Source organism: Vibrio sp. 10N.286.49.C3 (assembly GCF_041469545.1).
Classification (GTDB): Bacteria; Pseudomonadota; Gammaproteobacteria; order Enterobacterales; family Vibrionaceae; genus Vibrio; species Vibrio tasmaniensis_A.
In genome coordinates, this window is the sequence record NZ_JBFRKT010000010.1 from 188,023 (window position 1) to 209,618 (window position 21,596).

Genomic DNA, 21,596 nt, shown 5'->3' on the forward strand with positions numbered 1-21,596 from the left:
GGCTCTTTTCACATTCTGACCAGCACAGTATTAAGCGCTGATACCCGCATGACGAAGCATTGCGTCGATTTGTGGCTCACGACCACGGAAGCGTTTGAACAGCTCCATTGGCTCTTCACTGCCACCCATTTCAAGGATGTTATTCAAGAAACGATTACCGGTTTCAGTATTGAAGATACCCTCTTCTTCAAATGCTGAGAACGCATCTGCCGATAGCACTTCTGCCCACAGGTAGCTGTAGTAGCCCGCACTGTAGCCACCAGCAAAGATGTGACCAAAGCTGTGTGAGAATCGGTTCCAATCTAGGCTTGGCAGTACCGATACCTTAGACTTAACATCCGCTAGCGTTTCTAGTACGCGAGCGCCGATTTCAGGGTCGTATTCAGTGTGTAGCGTGAAATCGAACAAACCAAGCTCTAGCTGACGCAGAATAAACATCGCAGATTGGAAGTTCTTCGCCGCTAGCATCTTCTCTAGCATCTCTTTCGGTAACGCTTCACCGGTTTCGAAGTGACCAGAGATGAACGACAGCGCCTCCTCTTCCCAACACCAGTTCTCGAGGAACTGACTTGGCAACTCAACCGCGTCCCAAGGCACGCCATTGATTCCTGACACAGCACCCGCATCAACTTGCGTTAACATATGGTGGATACCGTGGCCGAATTCGTGGAATAAGGTAACCACTTCATCGTGCGTAAATAGCGCAGGCTTATCACCGACTGGCTTGTTGAAGTTACACGTTAGGTAAGCCACTGGCGTTTGTAACTCGCCAGATTGAGTAATGCGACGACCGCGACAGTCATCCATCCAAGCGCCGCCACGTTTGTGTTCACGTGCGTATAGATCTAGGTAGAAGCTACCGCGCAATGTGCCTGTCGCATCAAAGATGTCAAAGAAGCGCACTGAATCATGCCATGTATCCACACCTTCACGCTCAGTCACCGACATACCAAACACACGGTTTAGTACTTCGAACAAACCAGAAACTGCGTTCGACTCAGGGAAGTATGGACGAAGCTCTTCATCAGAGATCTCGAACAAGTTCTGTTTTTGTTTCTCGCTATAGTAAGCGATGTCCCACAGGTTTAGCTCAGAGACACCAAACTCTTTCTCAGCAAACTGACGTAGCTCTTCTACTTCGCGCTCACCTTGCGGTTTGGCTTTTACTGCTAGGTCGTTAAGGAAACCAAGTACTTGGTCTGGCGTTTCTGCCATCTTCGTCGACAGAGATTTCTCGCTGTAGGTGCTGAAACCCAGCATGCGAGCGATCTCGTGACGCAGCTTAAGTTGTTCAGTGATGATCTCAGTGTTGTCCCACTTGCCAGCATTTGGACCGCGATCTGAAGCACGCGTTACGTAAGCTTCGTAAAGCTCTTTACGTAGATCTTGGTTATCACAGTAGGTCATCACAGGTAGGTAGGATGGGATATCCAGAGTCAGTAGGTAACCTTCTTGCTCTTTAGATTCAGCCGCGGCTTGTGCTGCCGCCAGTGCTGATTCAGGCATACCGGCCAGTTCAGCGACGTCTGTGATCTGCTTGCTCCAGCCCATGGTGGCATCAAGCACGTTGTTTGAGAATTGAGAACCTAGCTCAGACTGGCGCTTGCTGATCTCACCGTAGCGATGCTGTTCGTCCGCTGGTAAGCCAATGCCCGACAATTCAAAGTCACGCAGTGCATCGGTAATGGTTTTTTGTTGAGCTTGGTTTAATGCCGAGAATGCTTCGCTCGCCTTGATCGCTTTATACGCTTCGAACAAACCTTTGTGTTGGCCGACCCACGTGCCGTACTCAGAAAGTACAGGCAGACAGCTCTCATAAGCGTCACGCAGTTCGTCACTGTTCATCACAGAATTCATATGGCTTACAGGTGACCAAATGCGGCCCAAACGATCATCCACTTCATCAATTGGAGCAACGAGGTTGTCCCAGCTTGGTGAAGTATTACCTTCAAGTACTTGTTCTATCTTGTTGCGACACTCTTCAATCACTTGCTCAACCGCTGGCTTAACGTGCTCAGGTTTGATCTGTGAAAACGGAGGTAAGTCCGTGAAGGTTAATAGCGGATTAGACATATAAACATTCCTTTGGCTTTAGAGACTTTCGTCTTTTTTGTAATGAGGTCGTCTTACAGTCATCAGGCTCAGGGTCGCCCTAAAAAATCACCTGCGAATAGTTATTAGATAGTGCCCAACAAGGCAAATTTCAATAGTAGAACCAATAACTAACTGCATATTGCTAGCGACTGTTCCTGAATTGTTCGAGAATTTATGGTCCATTGGGGGTTATAATAGTCAAACTAACCACACCTACACTAACCACACTCTAATTCGAGAGTGTTACGAGAGTTTAATTTGTTAAGTTATCGCCACAGCTTCCACGCAGGTAACCATGCCGACGTAGTAAAGCATATCGTACAGAGCCTTATTCTTAATTCTTTGAAACAAAAGGATAAGCCTTTTGTTTACCATGACACTCACTCTGGTGTAGGTCGTTACGACTTAACGCATGAATGGTCTGAAAAAACGAGCGAATACAAACAAGGTATTGCACGCGTCTGGGCACAAACAGAACTTCCTGAAGACATTCAAAGCTACCTTGAGTCTATCTCTGCACTCAACAATGGCGAAAAACTGCGTTTCTATCCAGGTTCACCACGTGTTGCACGTGCACACCTGCGCGACCAAGACCGCATGGTATTAACCGAACTTCACCCTGCAGACCACCCTCTGCTTGAGCAAGAGTTCCACCGCGATCGTCAGGTATCTATCTACAAAGAAGATGGCTTCCAACGCCTAAAAGGCAGCCTGCCACCTAAAGAACGTCGTGGTTTGGTACTGATCGACCCACCTTACGAGCTGGCAAAAGAGTATCGTGATGTTGTGACTGCGATTGCTCAGAGCCATAAACGCTGGGCAACTGGTATCTACGCAATTTGGTACCCAGTGGTAAACCGCTGTGATATCGAAGACATGATTGAAGGACTTGAAGGCCTAGGCATTAACAAGATTCTACAAATCGAACTTGGCGTATCACCAGACACCAATGAGCGTGGCATGACAGCATCAGGCATGATTGTTATCAACCCGCCTTGGAAGCTAGAAAGCCAAATGAACGAAATTCTTCCATTCTTGAAGGAAGCAATTGCGCCGGCAACCGGTCACTTCAAAGTAGAGTGGATCGTACCCGAGTAATCTCGAACTTAACGTCATGCTCTGACGAATATTCAGCAGATTGTGACGTACACGAATAAATTTTAAACAGGGAGATTGAGTTCAACCAATCTGCCCTCAATATAATAATTAGACAATTTAAGAATCTATAGGACGTAGGTGTTCAGTGCACTCACTGTACCCACAGCCTTCAATAAATGGAGAAAGTAATGGCGACTCATTTTGATTACATCTGTATCGGCGGCGGTTCAGGCGGCATCGCATCAGCTAACCGCGCAGCAATGCACGGTGCAAAAGTTGCACTTATCGAAGCTCAAGACCTTGGTGGTACTTGTGTAAACGTTGGTTGTGTTCCTAAAAAGGTTATGTGGCACGGTGCTCAAGTTGCTGAAGCGATCAACCTATATTCAAAAGACTACGGCTTCGACGTTGACGTAAAAGGCTTCAACTGGGGCAAACTGGTTGAAAACCGCCAAGCGTACATTGGTCGTATCCACCAATCTTACGATCGCGTTCTTGGTAACAACAAAATAAACGTAATCAAAGGCTTTGCTAAGTTTGTTGACGAAAAGACTGTTGAAGTTAACGGTGAACACTACACTGCTGATCACATCCTGATCGCAGTAGGTGGTCGTCCAACCATTCCAAACATCCCTGGCGCAGAGCACGGTATCGACTCAAACGGTTTCTTCGACCTGATGGAGCAACCTAAACGTGTTGCTGTTATCGGCGCGGGCTACATCGCAGTTGAGATCGCAGGCGTACTAAGTGCACTTGGCACAGAAACACACCTGTTCTGTCGTAAAGAGTCGCCACTACGTAGCTTCGATCCAATGATCGTAGAAACACTGGTTGAAGTAATGGAAGCGGAAGGTCCAACACTTCACACGCACTCAGTTCCTAAAGAAGTAGTGAAAGAAGCAGATGGCACACTGACTCTGCACCTAGAGAACGGCAACACTCAAAACGTTGACCACCTAATCTGGGCTATAGGCCGTCACCCAGCCACTGACGCTATCAACCTAGCATCAACTGGCGTTGCAACTAACGACCGTGGCTACATCAAAGTAGACGAGTTCCAAGCAACCAACGTTCCTGGCATCTACTGTGTTGGTGACATCATGGAAGGCGGTATCGAGCTAACACCTGTTGCTGTTAAAGCCGGCCGTCAACTTTCTGAGCGTCTATTCAACGGTCAAACCAACGCGAAGATGGACTACAAGCTAGTACCTACTGTTGTATTCAGCCACCCACCTATTGGCACCATTGGTCTAACGACTCAAGAAGCTGAAGAGCAATACGGCAAAGACAACATCAAGGTATACACGTCTGGTTTTACTGCAATGTACACTGCAGTCACTCAACACCGTCAACCTTGTAAGATGAAGCTAGTGTGTGCTGGCGAAGAAGAGACTGTAGTTGGCCTACACGGTATCGGTTTCACTGTCGATGAAATGATTCAAGGCTTCGGTGTTGCAATGAAAATGGGCGCAACCAAAGCAGATTTCGACTCTGTTGTGGCAATTCACCCAACGGGCAGCGAAGAATTTGTTACAATGCGATAAACCACTGTAAGTCAAAGAAATATTATACAAAAGCCGACCTATGTCGGCTTTTTTTGTTTTTTACCGTATGGTCGGGATATTTATTAACCGAACAGCATTTTACATACTTAACTTGGAATCAAGAGCAAACTACAATCGCGCGCTATAAAATTACACGCATAAAAAAAACAATTAGCTCTAATACATGAAGGATGTACGAGTAATGAAAAAAGTGAGTATTCTCGCAGCAGCGATTGCAGTGGCTTTAACAGGTTGTGGTAGCGACAGTTCTAATTCAGGTGTCACAACACCGACAGAACCATCAACAACAACCAACAAATTTATCGATGCCGCTGTTGAAGGTATCTACTACAGTACTAGCTCTGGTTCAAAGGGCATCACAAACAGCGAAGGCGAATTTACCGCTAAGTCTGACGATACGGTGACCTTCTTCATTGGTGGTGAAAATGGCTTGAAAGTAGGGGCAGCATCAAACCGTGATGTACTGACACCATTTGAAGCGGCGGGCAAATACGACCGAGCTCTAAATTTAGCAATTCTACTTCAGTCTTTAGATAACCAATTTGGTAGCGCTTCTGATGAAGTACTGACAATTCCAGATGCGTTGCGCGAACCTGATGCTGCGACGTTAGCGAAGATGAAAAACCTAAGTCTAGATGACCGTGATTCTGTTACAGACTTCCTAACAGCGATGGGAGTCACTTCAATTACTAATGAATCTGAAGCATTGGCTCATATGGAGAAAGCATTCGGAGAAAAATCAGGGACTGTTCGCGGCAGCGCTGATGCCAATCCATTTGTAGCGAAAAATGGGCAATTTATTCGCTCAATCATGGTGAGACAGTATGATATTAACGATCCAAACAACCGCCCTAACGACAAAACAATGTTAGTTCACGCTGACAAAATGCTCCCTAAAGCTGTGTTTGAACATACACGTGGCACGCCTTACTTCACTTATCAAGATTCAGCCAATGGTCTTATTGCTGTAAGTGACAGCGACTCTTTATTGTCATACGCAGACGCTGAAAAGTACATCAGCTGTGTATTGGCAGGGAGTTCTGCAGGCTGCAATCAAACAGCTCACCCAGACTTCACCCTAAACGCTCCGTTTTCTTACCTTCTACTTGATAAAAGCAAAGAAAATACCACACCTAAGCCAGGACGTTACGATGAGGCACCTTTCATTGAAGGGAATCAACAAGTCCTCAACCACTACACGCCAAACAAACTGGAAGATGATCGAGATGAAGGCGATGCAACCCCTTCATACCAATATGAAACTCTTTCAGGTAGCTATGACCCAATTACAAAAATATACACACAGATTCGTTCAAAAACAGAGTTAAGCGACCCATCAAGCGAATCAAATAAAGCAAAGCGTATCGAAGAAAGTTTGAATTTCTACTATCACGTAGAAACACCTAGTGACGAAAGGTACGTGGATTTCACTGGGTCTTGGGATACCACTCAGATTTGCGCTGATGGACAAAATGCTGTCATGAGAATGGTATTTGATTCTGAGGGCGCTACCGTATCAGGGAAAGAGTGCAATGCAAACTCACCGGCAGATCTTGAAGACTCAGGCAAGAAGTATACCTATGAAGAGCTTGCTGCAATTGACTATTGGTGGTTTAACATTTCAGGACGTGAATCAAAAGCAACCCTGACAGATCTAAACTCAGTCGTGCGCTTCTGTGATGATACTGACAATGGTTATATTCCTGGTTCAGGAGATAAATGTCCTGTTGATGCAAATGGTAATAATCAAGAATACATCATTAAATGGGAGTATCAGCCAGCAGGTACTAACTGGGATGAAGGGTTGCTAACTCGCCGTAAAATGACTCCAGACGGATCAACAACAGGCCGTGTGAGCATCATGCAAAAAATCAACTAACCTTTGAGTTAATTTGATTACTTATTAATAAACCAGAAGCTGAGCTTCTGGTTTTTTCATTTTTAACACACATGAACCTTCAAACAACCATCAACGTAGATACAGAAACAAAGAACTATCGAGAACAACATGGAGTTTGTTATGAATCTACTCATTGAATCATTTGAAGGCGGGATCTACTTGGCTTACCAAATCATTGGCGAGCAAAAGCAATTAATCAAAGACGACCACCAGCACCCAATGAAGTTTTTGAGTGTTAACCAAGCCCGCGACCACTTCAGTGATCAAGGCGTATCGTCAGCAATGCTGATACACAACAGTGCATACGATGAGATGTGCGGTGAGCATTGTGGTAACACCCAACCATTCGAAATTGATTTGAAGTGGAGTTAAATCAACTTCAAATCAATCGCAATAAAAATTGAAAGGCTTGCAGCGGTGCAAGCCTTTCTTATGGGAATCGCTTTCCCTATCTGCACTGAAATCAGCGCAATGTTCGTTTCTGCCTGCGTTTGATGTTTTGCTCTTTCACTACAAAGTCGAACAGCGGAGCAAAAAGGTTAGCAAACAAGATCGCCAACATGATGCCCTCTGGATAAGCAGGGTTGAGCACTCGAATACCGACCGTCATCACACCGATCAGAATCCCGTAAGCCCACTTACTCTGATTAGTAAACGCGGCAGAAACTGGGTCGGTTGCCATAAAGAAAGTGCCAAAGGCAACACCGCCCAATACAAAGTGCCAGTAGAACGGCATAGTGAACATCGAGTTGGTATCAGAGCCAATCCAGTTCATCAAACTCGAAGTCACGACGAGACCGATAATCACACCGGCAACAATGCGCCAAGAGGCGATCTTCATGACAATCAGAATCAGCCCCGTCAACATGATAAGCAATGAAGAAACCTCGCCCATCGAACCCGGAATATTACCGATAAAGGCGTCCATCCAAGTGATCGCCTCGCCAGTCATGTTATTGATAAGCGAAGTACTGCCACCCTCATACCATTGACTCAGTGGTGTCGCGCCTGAATAGCCGTCAGCGGCAACCCACACAAGCCCACCCGACATGTTGGCAGGATAGGCAAAGTAGAGAAAGGCTCGACCAGCAAGCGCTGGATTAAGGAAATTTCGCCCTGTGCCACCAAACAGCTCTTTCGCGACAACGATACCAAAGGTGATACCTAGCGCTGCTTGCCATAACGGGATAGTCGGTGGAAGAATTAAGGCAAAGAGAACCGAGCTAACAAAAAATCCTTCGTTGACCTCATGCTTACGTACAACGGCAAACAGCACCTCCCAGAAACCACCGACGACGAAAACTGTCGCGTAAACGGGTAAGAAGTAGAGAGCCCCGAGCAGCATTTGACTTCCCCAGCTACTTACTATCAATGACTGTGCATCACCAAATGCCCATGACAAGCGCCAACTACTCTCAATAACCGAGGTAAGTTCGTTAAGTTGATAACTGGATGTAAGTGCCGAGACACTCTGGTGCCCGACGTTATACATGCCCCAGAACATGGCAGGGAAAGTCGCCAGCCACACCAGAATCATAATTCGCTTGAGATCGATACTATCTCGAACATGGGTCAAGCCTCGGTTTACGTTGCCGGGCGTATAAAAGATGGTGGCAAACGCCTCATAGACAGGGTAAAGCTTTTCGTATTTACCTCCGGCTTCAAAACGCGGGGCTACGTCTTCTAATCGTTTCTTCAAACTCATAATCTCAATCACCTTATTGCTTGAGTTATGGTTTTCTACGCACCAACTGCTCTATTTGAACAATTTTTAGCTATTTTTAATCAAATTTGTATTGAAAATCCGAGTATCCGGAAATAGACCTGATATTGAAAAGAAAGGCGTATAAACAACAAAGCCCCAGCAATGGCTGAGGCTTATTTGGTATTACGCACGTCTTCGTTATTTCACACACATCACATTAAGTAGTGAGGAGCCTTTAAGCTGGTTTACGTTACCGTTAGTAAACAGGCCTTTTTTATCCGCTCCCCAATAAGGTAGATGCATTGGCCAGTTCTGATTTTCCATGACCTTCGACCCTAAGAGACTTTGCCACTGCTTTTCAGTCAACAGCGTCATATTAATCTTATCACATACTAATTCGGCACTGTCGTAATCGAGTCGGCTCCAAGGTTTACCTTGCTCCATATAAAACTGTTGTTCATCACCTAAAAGATAAGGAATCGCATATTTACTAGCCGCAACACTCGCTGTCATGCGTATTTCAATGTTCAGATCATTGTCTGAATTTGCACCATGACTAGGGAAAGCTTGAATGGCAGCAGCACTCGCGACTGCAGTTTTTTGAGCAGCAGCTATCGGCTTCGGCGCTGGTTTCGCTGCTACTTTAGCCTTAACTGGGGCTTGATGCTTAACCGTTTTTGGCTCTGCCGTTTTTGACTTCATTGCTTTGGTCACGACCGGTTGTGAAGAAGAGGTCTTCGATTTATCAACCATACGAATAAAGGCTTCGCCATAGCCAGAAACCTTACGTACCTGAGCTAAGTCTTTTCTCGCATCAGAAAAAGTAGAATAAGGACCAATTAGGCAGCGATAGTCTCCACCTTCGGGCTTCATCCATACGTTCGTTGAAATCTTCTCATACAATGGCTTTGCTTTGCTCAGTGACAAAGGCTTATTCAACAAACCACATTGAACCCAAAACAGATCGTTATCTGAATGATGTTTAGGCGCTTTACTGCCCCAAACACCGTTACCAATCGGACATGATTGTTCTAGCTGTGGTAACTGATTGATGCTTGCCTGAGTCGCATCGCATAGAACCGATTCGGCATTAACTTGGCTTGATACCAACAGGGATGCAGCAATAAGCCCCATACGATAATTTCTAACCACAGCACGACATACAACATTCATTGTCAACTTCATAACCACCACTTAAACCCTCTAGGGGTTAATTATTACCGAACAAGTGTCGATAAAACATGAATTCCATTTTAAGTACTATTGACTCTATCAATGGTACTAAGTTCCAAATTCATTAAGCAAAAAAAGAGCCGTAATTGCTTACGACTCTTAGTTTAGTGATTTTTTTTACTAAAAATCAAACTGAACTATCACCCTTTATAGATTTTCGGGTTAAACACGTCACGTAACCAGTCGCCTAGTAGGTTGATAACTAGAACCAATGTCACCAAAAGCACACCTGGGAATGCAGTGATCCACCATGCTCCTGAGAAGATGTAGTTAAAACCAGTACTAATCAGAGCACCCAGTGACGGTTGGTCGACTGGAAGGCCTAAACCTAGGAAAGAAAGTGCCGCTTCTGACATGATGGCATTTGCCACCTGTACTGTAGAGATAACCAAAATCGGTGATAAACAGTTAGGCAGAATATGACGGAACATGATACGAGGCGCTCTAAAGCCCATCACACGTGCCGCTTCTACGTACTCTTTCTTCTTCTCTGCTAATACTGATGCACGAATAGTACGCGCATACTGCGGCCATTCTGCGATACCAATGATCACCACCAGCATCACCACAGCGTATTGTGCATAGAAATCACTACCGAAACTTGCCTTAAAGATGGCCGAGACAATGATCGCAACCATCATGGTTGAGAACGAAAGCTGAACATCAGCGAAGCGCATCAAGAAGCTATCAATACGGCCACCGAAGTAACCCGCAGACAAGCCAATGATAATACCAAGCGTCAGTTGTAGACCTACCGCTAAGAAACCAATGGTCAGTGATAAACGAGAACCGTAAAGCATAGTCGATAAAATATCACGGCCTTGCTCATCCGTTCCTAGCAAGAAGCGTTCTTCGCCGTCTTCCATCCATGATGGTGGAAGTTCTGAGTCCATGATATCAATCGATGTCACGTCGTACGGGTCTGTTGGCGCTAGGATAGGTGCAGCTAGAGCCATCACTAAGAAGATTGAGAAAATGGCGAAACTCACCATTGCCACTTTGTCGCGTAAGAAGTAATACACAATGTCAGATTGCTTAAAACGTTCCCAGCGAGACGGCACTGTCGATGTCTGTTCCATGATTATGCTCCTTTCCCTGTGATGTTAACGGTTGGGTTGATAACACCGTAAAGCAAATCAACAATCGTGTTAGTCACTACGAAAATAAGACCAACAAAAATAACGTATGCAGTAATCAGTGGTGTATCTACACGGTTGATTGCTTCTAAAAATAAGAAGCCTGTACCTGGCCACTGGAAAACCGTTTCCGTAAGAATGGTGTAAGCCACCATAGTACCAATCTGAACACCACCAACAGTAAGTACAGGTAGCATGGTGTTTTTCAATGCATGTTGGTAATAGATTTTGTTTAGAGCTAGGCCTTTCGCTTTACCAAACTTAATGTATTCAGAACTTAGAACTTCTAACATTTCAGAACGAACTAGACGAATAAACAGCGGCAGCATAATAGATGCCAGAGCAATACTCGGAAGTACTAAGTGTGCAAGGCCATCTAGCGTTAAGAAGCCAGACTCCCAACCAAACCAGTTGGCCGTATCACCACGTCCAAATGACGGCAGCCAACCGAGCTCGATAGAGAACACATACATCAGCATGATTGCAGTTAAGAAAACAGGAACCGAGATACCGACACTACTGCCTGCCATAATCAATTTGGTAAAAAAGCTTTTTGGGTGAATCGCAGAGTAAACGCCGAGTGGGATCGACATACAAACAATAATTAAAGAAGCACCAAATACCAGCTCCAGAGTTGCCACTAGTTTATCTAGAATCACATCAACTGCAGGTCGCTTAAAGAAGTATGAAGTACCAAGATCACCCTGTAGAGCTGCGCCTACAAAGCGAGAGTATTTTGTAACGAAGGGATCATTTAAGCCGAGTTCATCGCGTAGCGCTTGACGCTCCGCCTCTGAAACAGATTGACCGACTAACTCACGTAACGGGTCGCCCAGGTTATCCTGAATGGCAAACGCCACCAAACTGATCACAAACATCACTATCAGTGCCTGAAACAGGCGCTTGACCAGAAACGTAACCATTCCTTGCCCCTTATCTATCCATGACTATCTAATCGAAATACGCGACTAGACAACAAAAAATTCAGTCTTAAAAAAGGTATTTAGCCAGACTGAAGGAAGACCAAATACCGAAACTTAAATCTATATCTTAATAATATTGAGAGCCTGAAAGCTTCAGGCTCTCGATTCTAGCAAGCTAGATTATTTTACAACTAGGTCGCCGAAGTAAGGCATAACCATTGGGTTTACTACGTCTGCTGCACCTACGTTAGATTTCGCGCCCCACGCTTCACTCTGCCAGTGTAGAGGAACGAAGACTGCATCGTTGTAAAGTGTTGCTTCAACGCCTTTCAGCATCTTAGAACGCTTAACTGGGTCAGTTTCAGTGTTAGAAGCTTCTACAATCGCATCCATTTCTGGGTTTGAGTAGCCAGAACAGTTGTATTGACCACGGCCAGTCTCTTCGTTGCGAGTCATTGTTAAGAACTCGTTGAAGTTAGCTGAATCTTCAGTATCTGAGTGCCAGCCGATCATCATCATGTCTGCTGAACATAGGTCAAATTCTGGCCAGTACTGTGCTTTAGGCATTGTCTTAAGATCAACTTTGATACCAATCTTAGACAGCATTGCCGCAGACGCTTGCGCTACTTTCGCATCGTTCACGTAACGGTTGTTAGGCGCTGCCATCGTTAGTGTAAAGCCATCTTCGTAGCCCGCTTCTTTCATCAGCTCTTTCGCTTTTTTCAGATCGTAACGAGGAACTAGATCTTCGTTGTGACCCGCGTAGCCTGTTGGGCTCTGCTGACCAGCAGCTGTCGCGAAACCTTTCATGATTTTCTTAACAATACCTTCATTGTTAATCGCATGAACGATTGCTTGACGAACGCGCACATCTTTCAGTGCTTCGTTGCTGTTTTGGTTCATTTGGAACGTAATGATACGAGTACCAGGTAGCGTTACTAGATCGATGTTCTTAGCTTTTTTAACACGCTTGTGATCGTTTGGCGCAACAGGGTGAATCATATCAACGTCGCCAGAAAGAAGTGCTGCTACACGCGTTGCATCTTCTTTGATTGGCACAAGTGTTAGCTTGTCTACGTTACCTTCAGTTTCTGTGTCCCAGTAATCGTTGAAACGCTCGAACGTTACTTTAACGCCTTGCTCACGCTGCGTTACGGTAAATGGACCAGTACCAGAAACGTTAGTCGAAGCAAACGAGTTACCGTGCTTAACTAGCTCAGATTTGTCATTACCTTCCGCTGTTTGACCAGAGTAGAACTTGCTGTCCATTGGGAAGATGTAGGTTGCTGTTTGTAGTACTAGTGGGTAAGCCGCTTTTGATACTAGTTCAACTGTGTAGTCATCCACTTTTACCATTTTTTCGTATGGCGTGAAGATAGACTTAAAGTCTGGAGAAGCTTGTAGACGTTCAAAAGTCCACACAACATCATCAGCAGTCAGTTCGTTACCAGAGTGGAATTTCACGCCTTTACGTAAGTTAAAGCGGAAAGTCGTTTCATCAACACGCTCCCAGCTAGATGCTAGGCGGCCTTCAAAATCCATCTCTTGAGTGAAACGTACTAGAGGGTCAAACACCATGTGAGACATTTGCAGTGTGCCACCAGACAGCTGCTCGTGCGGGTCAAGTGATACCGGGTCAGCTGCGTAGCCAACGGTAATATCTGCTGCTGCTGCACTAAAGCTTAGGCCAGCTGCCATTAAAGCTACTGCTAATTTGCTTTTCATGGTTTTCATTGCATAACTCCTTCATGCGGGAATCCAGATCCCTAGTTGTTGTATTTGCGTCTGTTTATTGTTTTTAGCAAGCTAAACTCCAGCCTGCTGATTTTTATACCGCGGCTTGTGCCACTGCTTTTTCTTCTCTTAAACCTGTAAATTCAGGCATTAAAGAAATTAGGTGTTTGCTGTATTCATGCTGAGGCGATTGGAATAGCTGCTCAGTTGGCGCTACTTCCAATAGTTCTCCCATTTGCATCACACCAACACGATCACACATTTGGCGAATAACCGGTAAATCGTGACTGATGAACAGCATGGTTAGGTTGAGCTCGTCTTGTAAATCTTTTAATAGGTTAAGGATCTGAGCCTGAACCGACACATCCAGCGCCGAGGTAGGTTCATCACAAATCAAAAGACGTGGACGAGTTGCCAAGGCGCGAGCGATAGAAATACGCTGACGTTGGCCACCTGAGAATTCGTGTGGGTATTTAACCCCAGCCATCTTGCCTAAACCAACGTGCTCTAGCAGGTCGTTAACGATCTGACGAGTTTCATTCTCGTTACGCGTCAGTTTATGGAATCGGATCGGCTCAGCAATGATGTCGAATATCTTCATTCGAGGGTTCATTGATGTATAAGGGTTTTGGAAAACCATCTGCATTTGACGACGCATTGGGCGACGTTCTTTTTCAGATTTAAGTCCCGTAAGATCAACGCCTTCAAACGTTACCTTACCTGAGTTAGGTGCGTACAAACCAGCAATCACACGAGCAATCGTTGATTTACCCGAACCAGATTCACCAACAAGACCAAAAGTTTCACCTTCGTGTACTTCAAAGCTCACGTTGTTTGACGCCTGAACGTACTCACGACGACTCTCAAAGAAAGAATCCTTGGTAGTAAAGCGCAAGTTTACGTTTTCAACATTCAACAGTGGACCAGTGTAATCACGGTGGTCTTGGCTTTGACCTAACCAGTGGTTTTTCACATCAAGTGGTTCCATCTCATGTGCTTCTTCGATGTAGCTCACAAGAGGAAAACGATCAAGTTTACGATCTGAACGCGGAACCGCGGAGATAAGACTGTGCGTGTAAGGGTGTTCAGGAGTACCAAGGACTTTCGCCGTCGGACCAAACTCAACCAAATCACCACGATACATAACGGCTACGCGATCGGTAACATTAGATACCACACCCATATCGTGTGTGACCAACATACAACCTACATTCTTCTTAATACATAGGTCGCGAATCAAACCCAAGATCTGATCTTGAATAGAAACATCCAGTGCGGTTGTTGGTTCATCGGCAATGATTAGGTCAGGTTCACCTGCCAGTGCGATCGCGATAACAACACGCTGACGCATACCGCCAGAGAATTGGTGTGGGTACTGCTTTAAACGGTTTTCTGGTTGCGGAATACCAACTTGGTTCATCAAATCTAATGAGCGCTGGTAGGCTTCTTGATCCGAAACCTTCATGTTGGCATGAATCGTCTCTTTTAACTGCTGTTCTACTGTGAATAGAGGGTTAAGAGAAGTCATTGGATCTTGGAAGATAAAACCAATCTTTGAGCCGCGAACAGAACGCATCTGTTCAGGAGATAAGCCTGAAACTTTTTCACCGTCCAGAAATACCTCGCCGCTAGCAATGCGACCAGGAGGGCTCAGCAAATCGATCACAGCATTACCTACTGTTGATTTGCCTGCACCAGACTCGCCTACAACGCCAACAATTTCACCACGTTCAATGTTGAACGAAAGTGATTTCACTGCGGCGTGAACTCCATGACGAGATGGGTATTCGATACGAAGATTTTTTACTTCTAAAAGTGACATTACCAGACCTCTACTGCTTTGGCAGCTTTCTGCCCTGTCTGCAAAATTGAATCCATTCTTACCAGAATATTGTTCTGATATTTTATACGGTTGACAATTTGGCAAATAATTCACAGAAAAGCAACAAAAATAGGATAAAAAGTCGACATTAAACGCTTAGCAAGTAAAAATACCACATAAGTATTCACTCGAAGAGCATATAGTAATGAAAATCAGCATTATATTTCCAATAATAAATACTCACAAACCCCTTACTACTGCGTACTTGTAGAGTTAAACATATCATTCAAAGCACATATCCCCACCAGTCACCAAGATAAAATAATTATTCCAAAAAACAATTAACACTATAGAAACAAACGCTAACTTTACCATTTTAAGCAAACAAAACAACCAGACAAAACCAACCTAACCACACATTCAACCATATGAATTATTTTGATAAATACAAACAAGAAAAACGAAAGACTTAATAAATCAAAGGATTTTTTAAACAACAAGATTCGAAGAAATCTGTCAAATACAGGCCTTAGAGAACATATTTAACGTCAAATTTCGCTTTTCATAAAAATCCTTAGACCAAACCTATTAATTTGTCGAATGATTGGTGGTGAATTTTATATAAAATTAGATATCGAACTGCACATTTGATAAAGCAAACTGCTCCGTATAAGCACCATAATGGAGATAAAGGGTAAAAGCCTATCTTATTGTATGGAAGGAGGAGATTTACGGAGGTGACATCAGGCAAGATGTCGAAGCGGTTGAGGTCCCAGCATTAAAAATTGAGGATTACTGAAATGAGAGATGTAAAAAGGCCCCGTCATTCCTGACACGGACGGCTAGTTGAGGCTTCTTAAGGTGGCCAGTGAAGAGACATCCCTTGAACATCAGGTGAACCCCACTTGGGTTCCAATCTAGTGATCTACAGATGAAAAAAACTCATCATTTCTGATGAGCCTTCTTAAAGGCGGTCAGTAAAGAGACATTCTTTGAACATCAGGCGAACCCCCACTCTGTTCAAGTTATCTAAATTTCAGATGCAAAAAAGCCCTAGTCTTTCGACTAGGGCTTCTTAAGGTGGTCGGTGAAGAGGGATTCGAACCCCCGACCCTCTGGTCCCAAACCAGATGCGCTACCAAGCTGCGCTATTCACCGAGACGTTTCGTTTGATTTCTCAAACAGGGAACTTCAATGAAGTTACCAAAATTAATGGGGTGGCTAACGAGATTCGAACTCGCGACCACCGGAATCACAATCCAGGGCTCTACCAACTGAGCTATAGCCACCACTAATCTTTTATATAACCGCTTAAAAAGCGATTATTGAAATAGTGGTCGGTGAAGAGGGATTCGAACCCCCGACCCTCTGGTCCCAAACCAGATGCGCTACCAAGCTGCGCTATTCACCGACTAATTTCGTATCGACTCTTGGGAATAATGAATCAACACTGGAAGCCGAAGCTACCGATATTTTGTAAAGAAAGAATGGGGTGGCTAACGAGATTCGAACTCGCGACCACCGGAATCACAATCCAGGGCTCTACCAACTGAGCTATAGCCACCATTATTTCTTTTTGCCAATTCTCACTTACCTAAGTAAGAGACCGGATGGCGCGCCTGAAAGGATTCGAACCTTCGGCCTTTGGCTCCGGAGGCCAACGCTCTATCCAGCTGAGCTACAGGCGCATGCCCTGTCGGCGGAGTGGAATAATACGTATATCACCTTATGCCGTCTAGTACTTTTTTAACTTTTTTTTCTGTTTGGTCTCTTTTTCGACAGTTAATATGTGATAAACCCCTTATTTGAGTACTACAACCCACCGCAGCTTATAAGTTGTTGTTTATTGCAACAACTTATCGGGATATAATCACCCATTATTTACATTGGTTTAACAGTTGCTCTTTGCTGATAAAGCCAAAACACCCTTCCAACACTATAAATTGGTAAGCATGTACTTACCTTGGGAATGTAAAGTGAGTTTAATGGATATGTCTCGTCGAATTTTAAGCGTTGTCATCGCAGTTTTAACCTTTTCAACTGGCGCTATGGCTTCAGGCCTAAGCGAAGCAGAGCAAGATGCTATTGCTGAACGCATCAAACCAGTTGGCCAAGTTTACCTAGTCGGCAGCGAGCCAGTAGCCGCAGAACCAACAGGCCCTCGTGATGGCGCAGCAGTTTACGGTACCTTTTGTATCGCTTGTCACGCATCTGGCGTAAGTGGCGCACCTAAAACAGGTGACGCTGGTGACTGGGGTCCTCGTATTGCCCAAGGTCGCGACATTCTAGCTGACCACGCAATCAACGGCTTCAATGCTATGCCAGCGAAAGGTTCATGTATGGACTGTTCAGATGATGAAATCAAAGATGCTATCGAGCACATGATTGCTGGTCTGTAATTAAAAATGCCAGATTCAAAAAAGGTGACCTCATGGTCACCTTTTTTATTGGCTTTTATATAACGCGATGAAAGCAAGGAATTACTTCTTGTTGAACATCGCTCGAATGTTAGCAATGTGTGCCTGTCCTTTTTCCATTCTTTCTTCAGCGGATTGTGGTTTCTTAACACTTTCCCATTCCACATCTTCATGCGGCAGTTCATCGAGGAATCGGCTTTGTGTTGGCTTTATCAATTCGCCATACTGACGACGTTCACGACATTTAGTGAAGGTCAGCTCTTTCTGCGCGCGAGTAATCCCTACATACATAAGACGACGTTCTTCTTCTACGTTACCTTCATCGACACTGGTTTGGTGTGGCAAGATACCCTCTTCGGCTCCCATCAGGAACACATACGGAAACTCTAGGCCTTTCGATGCGTGCAATGTCATTAATTGAACTTGGTCTGCATCGTCATCATCTTCACCACGCTCCATCATGTCACGTAGCGTTAAACGTTGAACCACTTCTCGTAGGGTCTTCTCTTCTTTGTCGTAGTTGTCACCCTCAAGGTCAGCAACGATCCAACTATAAAGATCAGAAACGTTCTTCATTCTCATCTCTGCAGCCTTCGGGCTTGCCGAGGTTTCGTACAACCAATCTTCATAGTTAATATCACGAACCAAAGAGCGAACAGCCTCAACGGTATTGCCACGTTCAGCATTATCAGAAATACGAACAATCCAATCGCTGAAACGGCGCAGGTTTTCTAAACCACGACCAGTCAAAGTTTGCTCTAAACCCATCTCAAAGCTCGCTTCAAACAAGCTCTTGCCACGCATGTTGGCGTAGCTGCCTAACTTCTCAAGCGTCACCGGGCCTATCTCACGACGTGGTGTGTTTACAATACGTAGAAACGCGTTGTCATCATCAGGGTTCACCAACACGCGGAGGTAAGCCATGATGTCTTTAATCTCAGCTCTAGCGAAGAAAGACGTACCGCCAGAAATTTTGTAAGGCACACGGTTCTGCATCAACGCTTTTTCAATCAAGCGAGATTGGTGGTTACCACGGTACAGCACTGCGTAATCTTTATATTCAGTGCGGTTCAAAAACTTGTGAGCGATGATCTCACCTGTAATACGCTCTGCTTCATGCTCTTCATTCTTAGCATTCAGTACCTTGAGCTTTTCACCGTCCGGGATCTCAGAGAACAGTGACTTTTCATAAACGTGTGGGTTATTAGCGATCAAGATATTCGCTGCACGCAAAATTCGACTCGTTGAGCGGTAGTTCTGCTCTAGTTTGATCAAGCGTAAGTTCGGGTAATCCTCACCTAACAGCACCAAGTTTTGCGGTTTTGCACCACGCCATGAGTAAATAGATTGGTCATCGTCACCTACGACCGTCAAACGACCACGCTCTCCCACAAGCAAACGCACCAATTCATATTGGCTGGTGTTGGTATCTTGATACTCATCGACAAGTAAATAGCGAATACGAGACTGCCAGCGCTCGCGCACTTCTTGATTGGTTTTCAGAAGTAATACTGGCATCGCAATCAGATCATCAAAATCGAGCGCGTTGTATGCCTTCATCTGTTTCTGGTACATCTCAAAACAGAATGCAAACAACTGCTCTTGTTCGCCTTGAGCTCGAGCTTTCGCCTGATCTGGCGTCAGCATGTCATTCTTCCAATTCGAAATGGTGCTCATTAAAGCACGCAGCAAATCCTTATCACCATCGATCTGTCTCTCTGTTAGCTCTTTTAATAGCGCCAACTGGTCTTGGTCATCAAATAGAGAGAAGCCCGCTTTCAGACCCAGCGCTTTGTATTCACGACGAATGATAGTTAAGCCCATGGTATGAAAAGTCGAAACGATCAGGCCTTTTGATTCACCTTTACCCAGAGTTTGCCCCACACGTTCTTTCATCTCGCGTGCCGCTTTATTGGTAAAAGTTACCGCTGCAATATTGCGTGCCTTGTAACCACACTCTTGAACCAAGTAAGCAATCTTATTCGTGATAACACGTGTTTTACCAGATCCAGCGCCTGCTAATACTAAACAGGGGCCCGAAACATATTTCACGGCTTCATCTTGTCTTGGGTTCAGTCTCATTTGATTCTCAATTTGGTCTAGAGGGGCGAATTCAATTGCGCGCCTATAATAATGCTGCAACACCACGAATGCTACGTTCTCTTATACAAGATTTTTACGCTACTTGTGTAAAACTTTGTTGCACATGTGTATGGTTCTTGGGCTATAATGAATGAACGTTCATTCACTGGTGATGGAATAATGACAACTCATGCACCTCAGGATAAACGCCAACAAATACTTTCTGCCGCTGAAAAGCTCATTGCGGAGGTCGGCTTTCAAGGCCTTTCAATGCAAAAATTAGCCAAAGAGGCGGGAGTTGCTGCAGGCACTATCTACCGCTACTTCGACGATAAAGACCACTTGATAGATGATGTTCGAGTGCTCGTGACTCAACGAGTAGCAGATGCAGTTCAAGAAGGGGTTGATGATTCGGATCCAATTAAGCAACGCTACCGTACTATGTGGTTGAACATATGGAACTTAGCGGGAACGAACTTAGCCGCGATAAAAAATCGGGTTCAATATGACTCACTGCCCATCACAAATAGCCTAAACTTCAGGGAACTAGAACGTAAAATGTTTGCCCAAGTTGAGCTGCTATTTAATGAGGGTAAAGAGCAAGGACTGTTTAAACCACTTGATAATGAAGTATTAAGCGGCTTGAGCTTAGCGGCTAGTGTATCTCTAGCGCGAAAGCATTCTTTAGGATTTTACCAACTCGACGAGGCAGAACTAGAATCTGCAATAGAAGCCAGTTGGGATGCAATAATTAAACACTAGATCGGAGTTTTGACCATAATGAAAAAGTGGACTTTCTTCATGTTACTCATCGCTGTACTTCTTTTCGGCAGCGTTATTGGGTTCAACATGTTCAAACAACAAAAAATTGCTGAGTATATGGCCAACCGCCCTGAACCAGAGTTTCCAGTAACGGTTACTGAAGTTCAGCCGATCGACTGGGTTCCAGTAATTGAAGCTATCGGCTTCATCGAACCTAACCAAGGTGTCACGCTAGCGAATGAAACCAGCGGTGTTATTGACCAAATCTCTTTTGGTTCTGGTACTGATGTTAAAAATGACCAACTTCTTGTTCGTCTTGATTCTGGCGTAGAAAAGGCAAATCTAAAGAGTTCTGAAGCTCGCCTGCCTGCGGCAAAAGCAAAATACAAACGCTACCAAGGCCTGTATAAGAAAGGTTCTATTTCAAAAGAAGCATACGATGAAGCAGAAGCAAACTACTACTCTCTATCTGCTGATATTGAAAGCCTAAAAGCATCTATCGAACGCCGTGAAATTCGCGCTCCTTTCGATGGCAAAGTGGGTATTCGTAACGTGTACCTAGGTCAATACCTGCAATCAGGTACAGATATCGTTCGTTTAGAAGATACCAGCGTGATGCGCCTACGCTTTACGGTATCTCAAACAGATATCTCTCGTATCAATGTTGGTCAGGCTATCGACATCTTTGTTGATGCTTACCCAGAGAAACCGTTTGAAGGCTCTATCAGTGCCATTGAACCCGCAGTAAGTATCCAAAGTGGTCTTATTCAAGTTCAAGCCGACATTCCAAACAATGATGGCAAGCTTCGTAGCGGCATGTTTGCGCGTGCTAACATCATTCTGCCTAAGCTAGAGAACCAAGTAACGTTGCCTCAAACAGCGATTACTTTCACTCTATATGGTGACAATGTTTACATCCTGACGGAAGAAGACGGCGTTCAACGTGTTGCTCAACATGTTGTAAAAGTAGGTGAGCGTACCGCTGAGATTGCACACATCCTTGAAGGCGTTAAAGCCGGTGATACGGTTGTAACTTCTGGCCAAGTACGTCTAAGTAACGGTGCCAAAGTTAAGGTTGTTGAAAGTGATGCAATCACTCCACCATCTGAAACACCTAAGCTGTAA

General features: G+C 44.7%; 15 protein-coding genes and 5 tRNA genes. 7 read left to right on the forward strand and 13 right to left on the reverse strand.

Going from position 1 to position 21,596, the window contains the following annotated elements; all coding sequences use genetic code 11:
• Nucleotides 1-30: 30 nt before the first annotated feature.
• Complete coding sequence (gene prlC, locus AB4180_RS06715; RefSeq protein WP_102249032.1) at nt 31-2,073, reverse strand: oligopeptidase A; 2,043 nt, start codon at nt 2,071-2,073, stop codon at nt 31-33.
• Between the two features lie 279 nt (nt 2,074-2,352).
• Here prlC and AB4180_RS06720 point away from each other — a divergent pair, with 279 nt between their 5' ends.
• The 4 genes from AB4180_RS06720 (at nt 2,353) to AB4180_RS06735 (ending at nt 7,029) form a co-directional block, all read left to right on the forward strand.
• Nucleotides 2,353-3,192, forward strand: a complete 840-nt coding sequence (locus AB4180_RS06720; RefSeq protein WP_102249033.1) for a 23S rRNA (adenine(2030)-N(6))-methyltransferase RlmJ — start codon at nt 2,353-2,355, stop codon at nt 3,190-3,192.
• Nucleotides 3,193-3,380: 188 nt separating this feature from the next.
• Nucleotides 3,381-4,736 carry a glutathione-disulfide reductase gene (gene gorA / locus AB4180_RS06725; RefSeq protein ID WP_102249034.1) on the forward strand — a complete coding sequence of 452 codons (1,356 nt, stop codon included), beginning with the start codon at nt 3,381-3,383 and terminating at the stop codon, nt 4,734-4,736.
• Nucleotides 4,737-4,938: 202 nt separating this feature from the next.
• Nucleotides 4,939-6,636, forward strand: a complete 1,698-nt coding sequence (locus tag AB4180_RS06730) for a hypothetical protein (RefSeq protein ID WP_102249035.1) — start codon at nt 4,939-4,941, stop codon at nt 6,634-6,636.
• A gap of 141 nt (nt 6,637-6,777) precedes the next feature.
• Nucleotides 6,778-7,029: a DUF6482 family protein gene (locus tag AB4180_RS06735; protein ID WP_017103429.1), complete on the forward strand. Its 252-nt coding sequence runs from the start codon at nt 6,778-6,780 to the stop codon at nt 7,027-7,029.
• 91 nt (nt 7,030-7,120) lie between these two features.
• Here AB4180_RS06735 and AB4180_RS06740 read toward each other — a convergent pair whose 3' ends face one another.
• The 11 genes from AB4180_RS06740 to AB4180_RS06790 form a co-directional block, all read right to left on the reverse strand.
• The gene (locus AB4180_RS06740) at nt 7,121-8,362 is read right to left on the reverse strand and encodes an NADH:ubiquinone reductase (Na(+)-transporting) subunit B (RefSeq protein WP_102249036.1); all 1,242 of its coding nucleotides are present in this window, start codon (nt 8,360-8,362) and stop codon (nt 7,121-7,123) included.
• Nucleotides 8,363-8,560: 198 nt separating this feature from the next.
• Nucleotides 8,561-9,547, reverse strand: coding sequence for an SPOR domain-containing protein (locus AB4180_RS06745; protein ID WP_102249037.1), 987 nt, complete (start codon nt 9,545-9,547; stop codon nt 8,561-8,563).
• A 188-nt stretch (nt 9,548-9,735) separates the two neighbouring features.
• The gene (locus AB4180_RS06750; RefSeq protein WP_004735541.1) at nt 9,736-10,674 is read right to left on the reverse strand and encodes an ABC transporter permease; all 939 of its coding nucleotides are present in this window, start codon (nt 10,672-10,674) and stop codon (nt 9,736-9,738) included.
• Nucleotides 10,675-10,676: 2 nt separating this feature from the next.
• The gene (locus tag AB4180_RS06755; RefSeq protein ID WP_009848074.1) at nt 10,677-11,654 is read right to left on the reverse strand and encodes an ABC transporter permease; all 978 of its coding nucleotides are present in this window, start codon (nt 11,652-11,654) and stop codon (nt 10,677-10,679) included.
• Between the two features lie 180 nt (nt 11,655-11,834).
• Complete coding sequence (locus AB4180_RS06760) at nt 11,835-13,388, reverse strand: ABC transporter substrate-binding protein (protein ID WP_102249038.1); 1,554 nt, start codon at nt 13,386-13,388, stop codon at nt 11,835-11,837.
• A gap of 94 nt (nt 13,389-13,482) precedes the next feature.
• Nucleotides 13,483-15,210: an ABC transporter ATP-binding protein gene (locus tag AB4180_RS06765; protein ID WP_009848076.1), complete on the reverse strand. Its 1,728-nt coding sequence runs from the start codon at nt 15,208-15,210 to the stop codon at nt 13,483-13,485.
• Nucleotides 15,211-16,291: 1,081 nt separating this feature from the next.
• Nucleotides 16,292-16,368 (reverse strand) — tRNA-Pro (locus tag AB4180_RS06770).
• Between the two features lie 55 nt (nt 16,369-16,423).
• Nucleotides 16,424-16,499 (reverse strand) — tRNA-His (locus tag AB4180_RS06775).
• A 45-nt stretch (nt 16,500-16,544) separates the two neighbouring features.
• Nucleotides 16,545-16,621, reverse strand: a tRNA-Pro gene (locus AB4180_RS06780).
• A 77-nt stretch (nt 16,622-16,698) separates the two neighbouring features.
• Nucleotides 16,699-16,774: transfer RNA gene (locus AB4180_RS06785), tRNA-His, on the reverse strand.
• Nucleotides 16,775-16,821: 47 nt separating this feature from the next.
• Nucleotides 16,822-16,898: transfer RNA gene (locus AB4180_RS06790), tRNA-Arg, on the reverse strand.
• Between the two features lie 297 nt (nt 16,899-17,195).
• Here AB4180_RS06790 and AB4180_RS06795 point away from each other — a divergent pair.
• Nucleotides 17,196-17,609, forward strand: coding sequence for a cytochrome c5 family protein (locus tag AB4180_RS06795; protein ID WP_009848079.1), 414 nt, complete (start codon nt 17,196-17,198; stop codon nt 17,607-17,609).
• An 81-nt stretch (nt 17,610-17,690) separates the two neighbouring features.
• Here the strand turns inward: AB4180_RS06795 and rep are convergent, their stop codons facing one another.
• Nucleotides 17,691-19,709 (reverse strand): DNA helicase Rep, encoded by a 2,019-nt coding sequence (gene rep, locus AB4180_RS06800; RefSeq protein ID WP_102249039.1) that lies wholly within the window; start codon nt 19,707-19,709, stop codon nt 17,691-17,693.
• A gap of 180 nt (nt 19,710-19,889) precedes the next feature.
• Between rep and AB4180_RS06805 the strand changes: the two genes are divergently transcribed.
• Nucleotides 19,890-20,471 (forward strand): TetR/AcrR family transcriptional regulator, encoded by a 582-nt coding sequence (locus AB4180_RS06805; RefSeq protein ID WP_198137852.1) that lies wholly within the window; start codon nt 19,890-19,892, stop codon nt 20,469-20,471.
• 18 nt (nt 20,472-20,489) lie between these two features.
• A complete protein-coding gene (locus AB4180_RS06810) occupies nt 20,490-21,596 on the forward strand; it encodes an efflux RND transporter periplasmic adaptor subunit (protein ID WP_004735789.1) in 1,107 nt (368 codons plus the stop codon).